Genomic DNA, 12,837 nt, shown 5'->3' on the forward strand with positions numbered 1-12,837 from the left:
CTACGCAGGGGCACCCGTCACCCGGACGCTCCGCCCCTCCTCGCTTCGCAACGGAGAGCGTCCGGGCTGACACCCTGAGGGCGCATCCGGAAAACGCGGCCGCACCCGCACAGTACCCCAGCGCGGAAAGGCGGTATCGTCCGAAAGTGACATCAGGGTGCCCGAAGCGAAGCGAGGGCGGGTTCCCTGTAGGAACGAGGACGATAACCGCCTTTCCAAGCGGAACCGTGCATCCCACGCGGAAGCAGAACTACAGCAAAGCCCCCGAGTCATCAGACCCGAGGGCTTTTTCCTATAGCCGTTTTAGGCGTCAGAGCCTTCCACGGTGCCGGTCGCCTCCGCAACCTTCTGCGCACGAATACGCGGCTCCTGACCCTGCACCTTCACCTCCAGGAACTCGCCCACGTGGCGAATCTCCATGGCGCTCACGCCGTGACCCGCACCGGCGTACAGAACCTTAATGCCGTCAGTGTACTTGCGGATCCAGTCGTAGGTGTAGTTCACCATCTGCTGCGGGATGACGGGGTCTTCCTGGTCGCGGCCAAAGAACACCGGCAGTTCGGTCTTCTTCAGCTCCTCGTCCTTGAAGTACGGCGAATCAGAATCTACCGCATAGCCGGACAGACCCACCACAGCGGCGAACTCGCCGGGGGCGTGACGCACCATCGAAGTTGCGATACCCATACCCTGTGAGAAGCCCAGCAGGGTCACCGAAGCGTACGGTTCACGGTTCGCGCGTACCCACTCCAGCACGTAGTCGCTGGCCTGCTCGATGGCGCGCTGGTCAGATTCGAGCTGCTGGTTCAGCGGGTACCACTGGTAGCCGATAGCATCTGCGGCAATGTAGGCGCCGGTCGAGTCCGCGGAGAACTGGGTGCCAACCGGCTGCGGTGCACGCATGGAGGCGTAGGTGAAGCCCTCCTGCGGAAGGTGCGCCGCCAGAGACAGCAAATCGTGCTCCTGGGAGCCGTAGCCGTGCAGCATGAGCACCAGGTGGGTGCCTGCACGTTCGTTCTCGGGGCGGGTGTATTCGACGACGTATTTGTTTTCGCTCATGAACCCATCTTAGCGAGGACTCCCCCACAAACCTGCACCGCAGGTTCCGCCGCTAGCTTGACCCTCACCTAACGTGAGGTTTTAGAGTGAAACCATGGACGCGAACATAACACCACCTGACGGGCAGCACGAATACACCGTGGGAGAAGCGGCATCATTGCATGGGCTCACAGTCCGCACGCTTCACCACTGGGAGCAGCGGGGCTTACTCAACCCGGCACATGATGAGTTCAACGGGTACCGGTACTACACCGATACAGACCTTGAACGAATCACCGTCATCATGGGATACCGCGCCACCGGCATGAGCCTTGATGCCATTCACAAAATACTGCAGGACGAAGCGAACAGCACCGAGCATCTACTCGCTCAGCGGGATATGCTTCAACGCAAAATCGTCGCGTACGGGCGCATGCTTGAAACCATCGAACATCTTTTGGAGGACACCATGGCACCTAAAAATAAGCAGCTCAGCGCTGCCGAAAAAGCAGAGATTATGGGTGAAGGGTTCAGCCTCGCCCACCAGCAGGAAGCGCAGGAGCGTTACGGAAAAACTGACGACTGGGCTGAATATCAGCGCCGCACTGCAACGATGAACCGTGCCGACTGGCAAAACGGCAAACAGCAGGTTGACGAGGTAGAGCAGACCCTCGTCGAGGCATTCAACCGCGGCGTGAAGCCGGGCAGTGAGGAGGCGAACGCACTCGCCGAGCGGCACCGCGCCTCCCTGTTCTTCTTCGAGGTCACCCCCGCTAAGCACGCTATTCTAGCCCGCGGCTACGTTGAGGATGCCCGTTTCAAGGCGCACTACGAGAAGCTTGCGACCGGGCTCGCGGAGTGGTTGCGGGATGTCATCTACGAGAATGCTCGTGCACATGGTATTGACCCGCAGGAAGCCACCTGGGGTTAGACCTTCAGCCTGAGAGTACCTAGTAACTAGGCATGAGTAACCAAGCATGAAAGCTGAGCACAGAAAAACGCCCGGTATTCCCAACGTTGGGAATACCGGGCGTTTATACGCGTCTGCAGAAGACTAGTTACCTAGCGGGTGCCGTCGAGGTGACGGCGGTGCTCCTGAATACGGCGATCCAGGTGCTCAAGGTTCTGCTGCAACCCCACAATCTCATCCTCAATCTTCTGACGGGCACGCTCCATCACATCAATGGACAGGGCGTGGTCGTCCGGATTGCTCAAAATCGTGCGAATGTCGGCAAGACTCATGCCAGCCTGACGGCAGGTAGCAATAAACCGTGCTGCGGAGATAGACTCCTCATCAAAAATACGGGTTCCGTGAGCATCACGGGGCACCGCAATGAGCCCCTCTTTTTCGTAATATCGCAGGGCGTGGGTGCTCACCCCCAACTGCTCCGCTACCTCTTGAATACTTACCACAGCGTTAATGCTATGGGGTTAGAGCTGGTCTAAAGCAAACCGAGAACCTTTACCTTCCGGTGCAACAGGAGGCTACTTCCGCGGTATCTCGCGGAGGTTTCGCAAAACACCCGAAAAACCGAAAAATATTCCCTGACTTGGCATAACACTCTTCATAAAGATAGAAAAAATGCCGGACACTCGCATCATACGAACGCCCGACATTTTATTACATAACCCTATGGGTGAAGGTTAATTCACGGTGGGCGGAAGGACAGTTGAGAATACCCAGTCATTCCCTCACAATCCCACACCCACTGTTTGGATAAAACAACATTCAGCAGGATGCGTGAAACGCCTTCGGGCGCCGGTCGAGTTAGCGATTAACAGCGCCGTACAGACGAGTCATCGATTCCAAAGCTTCACGTTCACGCTGCGCCTCACTCGGGGCGGCGGATTCATCTTCAACGCCGAGGGCGCGCGCCAGAATCTTCTCCACCTGCTTCGCCTCAATCAAGAAGCCGTCATGGCCGTGGTTCGACTCGATAATGTCCACGGGCACCGGGGTGGGAAGCGCCTCCGCCAGGCGGTGCGACTCGTGCGGGAAGAACAGACGGTCCGTGTTCACCGCCGCAATCGTCCACTCGCAATCGGTGTGCGCCAGCGCCTGTGCCAGAGTGCCGCGGCCACGAGCCACATCGTGCGAAATCAGCGCCTCATTCACAGCCAGGTAGCTGTTCGCGTCAAAACGCTCAACCAGCTTAGCGCCGTGGTGGTCCAGGTAGCTTTCAATGGCGTAGCGGCCACGCGGCTCACCCAGCGAACCGCCCACAGTGTTTTCGCCGCGGTTCTCCTCACGGCCGAAGCGGTGCTCCAGCTCTGCGGGGCTGCGGTAGGTGGTGTGCGCGATACGGCGCGCCAGAGCCAGACCGGCAGTCGGTGCAGGACCGGCATAGTAGTCGCCACCGGCAAAGTTCGCATCCGAACGAATCGCAATGTTCTGGGTGTGCGCCCAGGAAATCTGCTCGGCGGTGGCCGAAGGACCGGAGGCGATGACCGCGCATCCGCGCACCAGTTCGGGGTTGGTTGCGGCCCATTCTACGGCGCGTGCGCCCCCGAGGGAACCGCCGATGACGTAGCGGAAGCTCGTGATGCCCAGGGCCCGGGCCAGACGCGCCTCAGCACGCACCGAGTCGCGGATGGTGACGAGCGGGAATCGGGATCCCCAGTGCTCGCCGGCGCCCGGGTAGCCTTCGGGAATGATGCTGGCCGGACCGGTCGAACCGTAGCAGCCGCCCAGAATATTGGGGGCAACGACGAAGTATCGGTTGGTGTCGATGACCGCGCCGGGACCCACGATGCCCTCCCACCAGCCGTCGGATTCGATAGCGCGGATGAGGGGCGCGGGCATGTCCGGGGTGGGCACGCCGCGGGAGACATGCGTGTCACCGGTGAGTGCGTGCAGGATGAGGATGGCGTTATCGCCGGTCTCGTTGAGGGTACCCCAGGTTTCGTAACCGATGGTCACCTGCGGCAGAGTCACGCCGGACTCGAGCTCCAGGTCGCCGATGTTCAGCTGACGCAGATAGCCTTGCGCTTCGGGGTGCTCGGTGCGGGTGCCCGCCACGGGGATGGGTGCGGTGACAGGCTGGCTGGTAGTGCCGGACTGGCTAGTGCTCTGGGTGGCCATGGGGTTCCCTTCACTGGGTTGGTCGGCGAGGTGGTGCCGGGTGTGAGCGGGGTACTCGTCTGTGGGTAGAAGAAGCAACAGGTTGGGCGGCAGCAACGCCGCACAGTTACAACATGCTCCGTAACGGGGAATCCGCAGGTGGACCGAAAAGCCGTAGCTTGCCGGTCCACCTGCGGGTTGCATCACCGTTTAGGAGAGGGTGTCGAAGCCCAGCTGCAGGTCGGCGAGAATGTCGTCGATGTTCTCGATACCGACTGCCAGGCGGACGAAGTTCGGGTACACGCCAATCTTCTCCAGTTCCTCAGCGGAAAGCTGGGAGTGGGTGGTGGAGGCGGGGTGAATCACGAGCGAGCGTACGTCACCGATGTTCGCCACGTTGGAGTGCAGCTTCAGGGCGTCCACGAAGTCGCGGGTCTCCTCCAGGGTTGCGTCCTTGAGGGTGAAGCCGAGCACCGCACCGGGGCCCTTGGGCAGGTACTTCTGTGCACGCTCGTACCAGGGGGAGGATTCCACGCCAGCCCAGATAACCTTGTCGACCTGCGGGTTTGCTTCGAGCCAGCGGGCGACCTTGGTGGCGTTCTCAATGTGGCGTTCGATGCGCAGGGAGAGAGTCTCCAGACCGATGCCGATGTTGAAGGCGTTGGTCGGGGAGATTGCGGCGCCGGTGTCACGCAGCAGGGAGACGCGCGCCTTCAGGATGTAGGAGAGGTTCGCGCCGAACGCGGAGTCCTTACCCAAATCGCGTGCGTAGACCAGGCCGTGGTAGCCGGGGGCGGGCTGGTTGAACTTGGGGAACTTCTCGGGGTCTGCACCGTAGTCGAAGTTACCGGAGTCAACGATCACGCCGCCGATGGAGGTGCCGTGGCCGCCCAGGTACTTGGTGGCGGAGTGGACGACTACGTCTGCGCCGTGCTCGATGGGGCGCAGCAGGTACGGGGTGGGTACGGTGTTGTCCACGATCAGGGGTACGCCGTTTTCGTGCGCGATCTTGGCGATGGGCTCAATGTCGAGCACGTCGTTGCGGGGGTTGGGCACGGACTCGCCGTAGAAGAGCTTGGTGTTGGGGCGTACTGCGGCGCGCCATGCGTCCAGGTCGTCCGGGTCCTCAACAAAGGTGGTTTCAATGCCCAGGTCGGCGAGGGTGTACTTGAGCAGGTTGTAGGTGCCGCCGTACACGGAGGGCGAAGCAACAACGTGGTCGCCTGCACCGGCAATGTTCAGGATTGCGTAGGTAATAGCTGCCTGACCGGATGCCAGCAGCAGCGCGCCTACGCCGCCTTCCAGGGAAGCGATACGGTTTTCGATGACTTCCTGGGTGGGGTTGTTGAGGCGAGTGTAAATGGGGCCCAGCTCGGCGAGGGCGAAACGGTTCGCTGCCTGCTCGGCGCTGTCAAAGACGAAGGAAGTGGTCTGGTAGATAGGTAGTGCCCGAGCTCCCGTTGCGGCATCCGGCGCCTGACCTGCGTGGATCTGGCGGGTTTCGAACTTCCAACCGGCGGGGTTGGCGGGAGTCGGGACGGTAGTGTTGTTGCTCATGCGTGGCTCCTATTGGGGATTCTTAAGGGGCCGCATGCCGACGGTACAGGAATCGTCGTCGAATAATCCTGTCACGATTGATGTACCGGTTTCGGTCACATCGGTCCCGCGCTTGCGTCACGCTTGTGCGTGCCGCCCGGTCTTCACCCAGGGCACCCCACCGCGGAGGAGGGTTGCCGGCCAGCTAGCTGGGGCTTATCGCTGGCGCTCTTGACCTGTTATTTAGAGTGTCATAGGGCACGGGGCGGGGTCAAGGATTTTGTGGGTGCGCGGTACTTTAAGACATTTCATTGCAAAGATGACGTTTTTTAACGTCTGTCATAAAACGCGAACGACGGTGCCGGGGCAATCCGAGGACGAGGCAATCGAGATGCGGAGGCGGACACCCACCATCCACACAGTAACCCCCATCACTTTTATCTACGGTTTTTCGGTACACTGAAATGACACATACACTCACGCAGGGTACAACTCGCTACGGCTCGCTACGCCGTTTATCCTGCTCAGCATCCCTCCGGTATAGGGGCCAGAGGGTCATACCCGAAGGTTACCTACCATGTCTCTTGTTCTTGATGCGGCGCAGCTCAGCCGCGTCTTTGGCAAAGGTGAAAACGCTTTTACCGCCGTCGACCGGGTGTCGCTTCGCGTTAGTTCCGGTGAGATTCATGCCCTCCTCGGCCCCAACGGTGCGGGCAAAACCACCACCGTGCAGATGTGCTCGACCCTGCTCACTCCTACCGGCGGTATCCTCACCGTGAACGGTGTGGATGCTATCGCTCACCCGCAGCGGGCTCGCCGCCACGTGGGCCTCGCGTTGGGCGGGGAGAACGGCTTCTACCCGCGCGCCAGTGCCCGCGACAATCTGCTGTTCTTCGCCGATGTTGCGGGGGTTTCCGGGCGGACCCGACGACACGAGGTGGAGCATGCCCTAGCCCGTGTGGAACTCACCGATGCGGCAACGCAGCCTGTCCAGGAGTTTTCCCGCGGCATGAAGCAGCGCCTACATATTGCCCGCGCCCTGCTCGGCTCCCCCGCCCTGCTCCTGCTGGATGAGCCGACCAACGGGCTCGACCCCGATATCGCCCTAACCGTGCGAACCCTCATCCGCTCCCTCGCGGAAGACGGCGCCGCCGTTCTGCTGACGAGCCACCTACTCGGCGAAATCGAGGACCTGGCGCACACCATCACCGTGTTAGGCGCCGGTTCCGTCGCCGTGAGCGGCAGCCTCGAAGACATCGCCGCGCACGCCGGCATTGCCGCCACGACCGTGGTACAGGTCGAGGCCACCGCCACCGAGGGCCTTGATACGCTTCGTGGGCTCCTCGGCGATAAGGCTACGGTGCTCTTCGCCCCGCGCGGTTCCGGCTGGGAACTCACCCTCTACTGGCATGGCGAGCGCGCCACGTTCGAGGCGGGCGAGGCGCACCGTATCCTCGCGGAGGGGCTTGCCACCGCACGTATCGGGGCACGGACCGAACCGTACACACGCCCGGCAACCTTGGAAGAGGCATACCTGGCAATGGCGGAGGGGCTCAAGCGATGAACGCTCAGACACGGCGTCCGAAAGACTCCCAGCAACAGAGCCGAGGGGGCGACCTACGGCAGGAGTGCGCCCGTCAGTTGCGGCTCATGGGCTTTAGCCTGCGCCAGTTCCTGACGGTCCCCTACTTCATTCAGCTACTCATCAGTACGGTGCTCGGGTCGGTTATTATTCAGGCTCTTGCGGTGCATGCGGCGGCGCAGAGCTCCGCGGGTCACTCCGTTGACCCGACCCTCGCGTGGACCCGCGCGGGCATTGTGGGCATGTGGTCGGTCTGCATCGTGTCTGCGGGCATCATCAATTTCGAGCGTTTCCGTGGGACCCTCGTGTACCTGTGTTCGGGGTCGATTTCTCCGGTGCGGGTGCTGGCGGCTATCGTTTCGAGCGCATCCATTGTGGGTATGGCGGCTTTGCCCCTGTCGTGGCTCATCTGGGCTCTTGTGACGCTTAACCCGCAGGTCACGGACTTTTCAGCACTCTGGCCGCGCTACGTTCTGGGCGTTCCCCTGCTGTGGCTTGCGTGCCTGTCGGTAACGTTCATGATTGCGGTGTTCTTCGTGGCCACACCGAACGCTATCGCCTACGAGGAGCTGTTGCTCGTGCCGGTTTTTATTCTTTCCGGGGTTCTCTTCACGACCATTGAAGCGCCCGCCTGGCTAGATGCTGTAGGCATGCTCATTCCCCTGCAGGCGCCGGTTCATCTCCTACTTGGGCGTACCACCATCACTACCCCGGCGGATGCGCTCCTGCCCGTTGCGCAGACGCTCGCCGTGAGCCTCGCTTGGGCGTTGTGCGCCTTCCTCTTTGCCCGGAAGGCTCTCGCCTCCGCCCGTCGTCGCGGCACCCTGGGGGCGATGTAGCGTGCGTGTTCTCTCTACTGATTCCCTGCCCGGCGTGGTGCGCCGGGCACTGTCTACCGCCTCTATCGGCTGGTCATCTTCTATTACCTTCGCAACCCTCGGAACGGCCATCACAACCCTGGTGCTCGTACCCGGTCTTAACGTGCTTTTTACGGTGCTTTTGGGCGCCGACCTCGCCGCGAACGATACGGTACGCATCGGCTGCGCGACCGCCCTGATTGCCACCCTCAGCTCGGTGGCCGCCGGCATCGTCGCGCGCGTTGCCACCGACCGGTGGATTGGCGTCTTCGAGTACGTGTGCACGGCACGCCCGGTGGATGCGGGCTACTGGCTGGGTGCGGCGGCGGTGCCCGCGCTGTTGGCATCCGTAACGGGCCTGAGCAACGTGGGCATCGTGTGGTTGCTCTCCCTCACGGCACCCCCTACCGGGGCGGGTTCCGGGCTTCTGCTCGGCGCCATCGCGCTGATGCCGGTTGCGGTTCTGGGCGGGGTCTGCCTGGGCATTTTTGCCGCCGGGCTGGGCCTGTACCTGTCCGATCCGTACACGGGGTCGAATATCCTGTCGATTATTCTGCCGGTCAGCGCGGGCGTAATCGTTCCGGTGAGCACCTACCCCGGCTGGCTTGCGTGGCTGTGCGCCTGGGTTCCTGGGTCCCGACTGGTGCAGGCGCTGGATACCTCTGGCGGCGTTTCGGGCGGCACCTCGCCGGGTTTCTTTGCACTCCTGGCGGCGGACGCGGCCCTGGCGTTGCTCTACGCCGCGGTGGGGTTGGGGCTGACCTTCCTTGCCGCCCGCCGCATCCGCGCCGGTGCCCGCGCCTCGCTGCTATAAGGCGTGAAACCCAAATAGAACAAACCTTTTAAACGCCCCCTCCCCCAGTGCGCTATCCAGGCATAATAACCAACCGGGCGCCGCAACCACGAAAGACTATTCCTGTGACCATTACTCCCGCCTCATACACCTTAGAGACCCTCGGCTTCGACCCCTCCTGGCAGGGCGCGGCAATCCGCGCCGCGTTCACCCTCGACGGCACCCTTGAAGATTTCACCCTCGCCCGCGTCAGCGCCGTGCACCGCACCCGCTGCGAGCTACTAACCTGCGAGCGGGGCGAGCTCGTGAAGCTCTCCGCTCCCCTGCGTCCGGTCGAGAACGACTACGGCGAAGAGGAATACCCCGTCGTGGGCGACTGGGTACTCGCCCAGCCCATCCCCGGAACCGGCGGTGAAACCCACCCCGCGGAGCATAAATTCCTCGCGATTCTGCCCCGGCGAAGCTACCTCACCCGCCCCAGCGCCACCCGAGAATCCGCGGATCAGCCTGTCGCCGCCAACGTGGATATGCTCTGCATCGTTGAGCCTTGCTTCCCCGAGCCGTCCATTGGGCGAATTGAACGCTACACCGCTCTGGCGCACGCTTCCGGGGTGCAGGTCGCACTGATTCTCACCAAGGGTGACCTAGTAACGGCTGAACAGCTCACCAACTACAGGGACTCCCTCGCAGGTGGTGTGGATGCGGTACTCGCCGTCTGCACGGACAACGGCTACGATTCTGCCCCGGTGGCGGAGCTTGTCGCCGGACGCACCGCCGCATTCCTGGGCCGTAGCGGCGCAGGAAAATCCACCCTGGTCAACGCCCTGCTCAACCCCGGAGTTGACCCCCGCGAGGATAGCCAAGAACATCAGGTGCAGGTCACCTCCACGGTCCGAGATGCTGACGGCAAAGGGCGCCACACCACCACCAGCCGCCAGATGCTTGTTTTACCCGGTGCGGAAGGCTCAAGCGAAGGAGACTCGACCAACGCAAAATCATCATCTGGCACGGTGCTGATCGACACTCCGGGCGTGCGAGCCCTAGCCGCAACGAGCGATAGCGCCGCGATTGACGAAACCTTCGATGATGTCTCCAGCTACGCTTCCGCCTGCCGGTACAGCGACTGCTCCCACGGTTCCGAACCCGGATGCGCGGTGCAGCAGGCCATCACTGACGGCGCTCTCGACCCCGAGCGCTTCGAACGCTACCGCAGGATGATAGCCGAATCCGCGCGTCTACGCCTGCGCTCTCAAGAACGTGAGTACCGGCAAAGTAACCGTGCCTTCACAAAGGCAAACAAGGCGGGCCGCCGCACCCTCATGTCTATTAAGGGGCGCGCTAACTAGCTACCGAATGCGCACGTTCCAGAAGAGTGCAGGGGGCTAATCTGGGTGATACTGCTCAGGCCGCAATATAGTAGCCTGCCTCACTCTTCGATACACTAGAACTAGGCGTGCCCACAGTCCCCCGCGCACCCTCACCGCCACCCGGCGGCACAGGAACGCGGGCGCAGACGGCACACACCATTCACAAACCCATAACTCATGAAAGAGGTGGCAGCATGGCTGAACAGAACCTCACCCCGCCCGTACCGAAGAAGGTCGAGCACCGCCGCGAACACCACGGCGACGTCTTCATCGACCACTACGAATGGCTCCGCGACAAGGAAAGCGAAGAGGTCCTCAACTACCTCAAGGCAGAAGCCGAATACACCGAAGCTGTCACCGCAGACCAGCAGCCCCTCCGCGAATCCATCTTCAACGAAATCAAGGGCCGCACCCTGCTGTCGGATCTGACCGTCCCGAACCGTATCGGTGACTGGTGGTACTACAGCCGCATGGTGCCCGGCGGCCAGTACCCCGTCTTCTACCGCTACCCCGCCCTACATGAAGGCGACGAGGTGGTGCGCTACACCCCGCCGACCGTCACCCCCGGCGAAGTACTCGAGGGTGAAGTCGTCATTCTCGATTGCAACGAATACGCCAAGAACATGGAGTTCTTCTCCCTCGGCAGCTTCCAGCCCGCACGTAATGGCAAGCTGCTGAGCATCTCCGTGGACGAGAAGGGTGACGAACGCTACGAGCAGCGCTTCCTCAACATGGAAACCGGCGCCTTCCTCGAAGACACCATCCCCAACATTGCGGCGGGTTCCTTCTTCATCAACCACGCCGAGCAGCTCATCTACCTCGTGCCCGACGAGTCGTGGCGCCCCTGGCGCGTCTACGTGCACGACGTCGGGCAGGGCACCGAAGACCACCTGATCTATGAGGAACCGGACAACACCATGTGGCTCGGCGCCGCCATGAGCTCCGACCGTTCCTCCGTGGTCATTACCAGCTCCAACTCCGAGTACACGGAGGTGCGCCTCATCCCCACCCGCGAGCCCAAGGGTGAGCCGACCCTGCTCATCCCCAAGAGCGCGGGCATCGAATACTACGCCGAGCCGCTCAACATTGCCGGCGAGCAGCACCTGCTGATTCAGCACGACTACAATGCGCTGAACTCCGAGCTGGTCCTCGCAGACATGCCGCGCGAAGGTGAAAGCCTCGAAGAGTACGCGCAACGTTGGGTGCCGGTCATCCGCCACAGCGAACACGTGCGCCTGGAGGGCTTCACCTTCACCGCAACGCACCTGGTCGTCACCGCCCGCGCGGACACCACCACCCGCATCTTCCTCGCACCGCGTGAACAGCTGCCCATCCAGTGGCGCCGCCGCCGACCCGCCGGCGTGACCTTCATGGAACCTGCCGGCTTCGACGAGGAACTGTACACCGCCTCCGTGCTGCGTGCGGAGAACTACTCCCCCGTGCTGCGCATCGCCTACACCTCGTACCTGACGCCGCGCCGCGTCTACGACTACTTCCCCATGTCGCAGACCCTGCTGCTGCGCCGTGAAACCCCCGTGCTGGGCGGCTACAACCGCGAGAACTACCGCGCTTACCGCGACTGGGCACCAGCGGAGGACGGCACGCTCATCCCGATCTCGGTGATTCACCGCGCCGACCTGGACATGAGCAAGCCGCACCCCGTCCTCCAGTACGGTTACGGCTCCTACGAGTCGTCCATGGACCCGATGTTCTCCATCCCGATGCTATCGATCCTGGACCGCGGCGTTATCTACGTGCTTGCGCATATTCGCGGCGGCGGCGAGATGGGCCGCTCCTGGTACCAGAACGGCAAGAAGCTCGCGAAGAAGAACACCTTCACCGACTTCGTGGACGTCACCAGCTACATTGCGGCTAAGCCGTGGGCTGATGAGGCGCGTATCGGCTGCTACGGCGGTAGCGCCGGCGGCCTGCTCATGGGTGCCGTGCTGAACCTCGCCCCCGAGAAGTACGCCGCCTGCCTGGCAGCCGTGCCGTTCGTGGATGCGCTGACCACCATCCTTGACCCGGAGCTGCCGCTGTCGGCGATGGAGTGGGAAGAGTGGGGCAACCCGATTGAGGACCCGGAAGTGTACGCCTACATGAAGTCGTACACCCCGTACGAGAACATCCGCCCGGTCCGCTACCCGGCGATTGCTGCGGTGACGAGCCTGCACGACACCCGCGTGCTCTACGTAGAGCCTGCGAAGTGGGTTGCGGCGCTGCGTGAGCAGATTGACCCGTCGTCGCCGGTGCCGCTGCTGAAGATTGATATGTCGGGCGGTCACGGTGGTGGTTCCGGCAGGTATACGCGTTGGCGTGAGATCGCGTGGGATTACGCGTTCCTGCTGAGCAACCTGGGCGTTACTGAGTAGGCTATAGCCAACCAAGCCACGCTTTAAAAAGAACGCTCCGTCTGTATCTGAGTGGTACGGACGGAGCGTTCTTCGTTTAAGTACGTTGCTCTGCTCGAGGGACGGTGCTCGTCCTCGTTCCTCTCCCCTTACCTAAGGATGCGGCCGGTGCGCACCTTCCTACGCTCCTACAGGGGAACCCACCCTCTCGGGCGCTCCGCTCTCTCCTTGCTTCGCTGCGGAGAGCACCCGAGA

General features: G+C 62.3%; 10 protein-coding genes and 1 riboswitch. Of the genes, 6 read left to right on the plus strand and 4 right to left on the minus strand.

Annotation, left to right across the window (positions count from 1 at the left end; genetic code table 11):
• Positions 1-303 precede the first annotated feature (303 nt).
• Positions 304-1,056 carry an alpha/beta hydrolase gene (locus tag HMPREF2845_RS05630; protein ID WP_070634111.1) on the minus strand — a complete coding sequence of 251 codons (753 nt, stop codon included), beginning with the start codon at positions 1,054-1,056 and terminating at the stop codon, positions 304-306.
• Between the two features lie 94 nt (positions 1,057-1,150).
• Between HMPREF2845_RS05630 and HMPREF2845_RS05635 the strand changes: the two genes are divergently transcribed.
• Positions 1,151-1,966, plus strand: a complete 816-nt coding sequence (locus HMPREF2845_RS05635) for a MerR family transcriptional regulator (protein WP_070634112.1) — start codon at positions 1,151-1,153, stop codon at positions 1,964-1,966.
• A 131-nt stretch (positions 1,967-2,097) separates the two neighbouring features.
• On the opposite strand, the gene HMPREF2845_RS05640 is transcribed toward HMPREF2845_RS05635, so the two are convergent.
• From HMPREF2845_RS05640 to HMPREF2845_RS05650, 3 genes are all read right to left on the minus strand, one after another.
• Positions 2,098-2,448 carry a MerR family transcriptional regulator gene (locus HMPREF2845_RS05640; RefSeq protein ID WP_044146078.1) on the minus strand — a complete coding sequence of 117 codons (351 nt, stop codon included), beginning with the start codon at positions 2,446-2,448 and terminating at the stop codon, positions 2,098-2,100.
• Positions 2,449-2,803: 355 nt separating this feature from the next.
• A complete protein-coding gene (locus HMPREF2845_RS05645) occupies positions 2,804-4,117 on the minus strand; it encodes a homoserine O-acetyltransferase MetX (RefSeq protein ID WP_210394526.1) in 1,314 nt (437 codons plus the stop codon).
• 189 nt (positions 4,118-4,306) lie between these two features.
• Positions 4,307-5,653, minus strand: coding sequence for a bifunctional o-acetylhomoserine/o-acetylserine sulfhydrylase (locus HMPREF2845_RS05650; RefSeq protein WP_070634113.1), 1,347 nt, complete (start codon positions 5,651-5,653; stop codon positions 4,307-4,309).
• A gap of 103 nt (positions 5,654-5,756) precedes the next feature.
• A riboswitch (SAM riboswitch) is annotated at positions 5,757-5,869 on the minus strand.
• Positions 5,870-6,209: 340 nt separating this feature from the next.
• Between HMPREF2845_RS05650 and HMPREF2845_RS05655 the strand changes: the two genes are divergently transcribed.
• From HMPREF2845_RS05655 to HMPREF2845_RS05675, 5 genes are all read left to right on the plus strand, one after another.
• A complete protein-coding gene (locus HMPREF2845_RS05655) occupies positions 6,210-7,196 on the plus strand; it encodes an ABC transporter ATP-binding protein (RefSeq protein WP_070634114.1) in 987 nt (328 codons plus the stop codon).
• 86 nt (positions 7,197-7,282) lie between these two features.
• On the plus strand, positions 7,283-8,053 hold the full coding sequence (locus tag HMPREF2845_RS05660; protein ID WP_246824606.1) for an ABC transporter permease: 771 nt from the start codon (positions 7,283-7,285) through the stop codon (positions 8,051-8,053).
• 1 nt (position 8,054) lies between these two features.
• A complete protein-coding gene (locus HMPREF2845_RS05665; protein ID WP_070634116.1) occupies positions 8,055-8,885 on the plus strand; it encodes an ABC transporter in 831 nt (276 codons plus the stop codon).
• Positions 8,886-8,989: 104 nt separating this feature from the next.
• Positions 8,990-10,210 carry a ribosome small subunit-dependent GTPase A gene (rsgA, locus tag HMPREF2845_RS05670; protein ID WP_070634117.1) on the plus strand — a complete coding sequence of 407 codons (1,221 nt, stop codon included), beginning with the start codon at positions 8,990-8,992 and terminating at the stop codon, positions 10,208-10,210.
• A gap of 215 nt (positions 10,211-10,425) precedes the next feature.
• Complete coding sequence (locus tag HMPREF2845_RS05675) at positions 10,426-12,603, plus strand: S9 family peptidase (protein WP_070634118.1); 2,178 nt, start codon at positions 10,426-10,428, stop codon at positions 12,601-12,603.
• Positions 12,604-12,837 lie beyond the last annotated feature (234 nt).

The sequence above is a fragment of the Rothia sp. HMSC065B04 genome (genome assembly GCF_001812285.1).
GTDB lineage: Bacteria > Actinomycetota > Actinomycetes > Actinomycetales > Micrococcaceae > Rothia > Rothia mucilaginosa.

Coding starts and splice junctions, on each gene's coding strand:
- HMPREF2845_RS05635 (WP_070634112.1), top strand. CDS start 1,151: ATGGACGCGAACATAACACCACCTGACGGGCAGCACGAATACACCGTG.
- HMPREF2845_RS05630 (WP_070634111.1), bottom strand. CDS start 1,056: ATGAGCGAAAACAAATACGTCGTCGAATACACCCGCCCCGAGAACGAA.
- HMPREF2845_RS05675 (WP_070634118.1), top strand. CDS start 10,426: ATGGCTGAACAGAACCTCACCCCGCCCGTACCGAAGAAGGTCGAGCAC.
- HMPREF2845_RS05660 (WP_246824606.1), top strand. CDS start 7,283: ATGGGCTTTAGCCTGCGCCAGTTCCTGACGGTCCCCTACTTCATTCAG.
- HMPREF2845_RS05650 (WP_070634113.1), bottom strand. CDS start 5,653: ATGAGCAACAACACTACCGTCCCGACTCCCGCCAACCCCGCCGGTTGG.
- HMPREF2845_RS05655 (WP_070634114.1), top strand. CDS start 6,210: ATGTCTCTTGTTCTTGATGCGGCGCAGCTCAGCCGCGTCTTTGGCAAA.
- HMPREF2845_RS05645 (WP_210394526.1), bottom strand. CDS start 4,117: ATGGCCACCCAGAGCACTAGCCAGTCCGGCACTACCAGCCAGCCTGTC.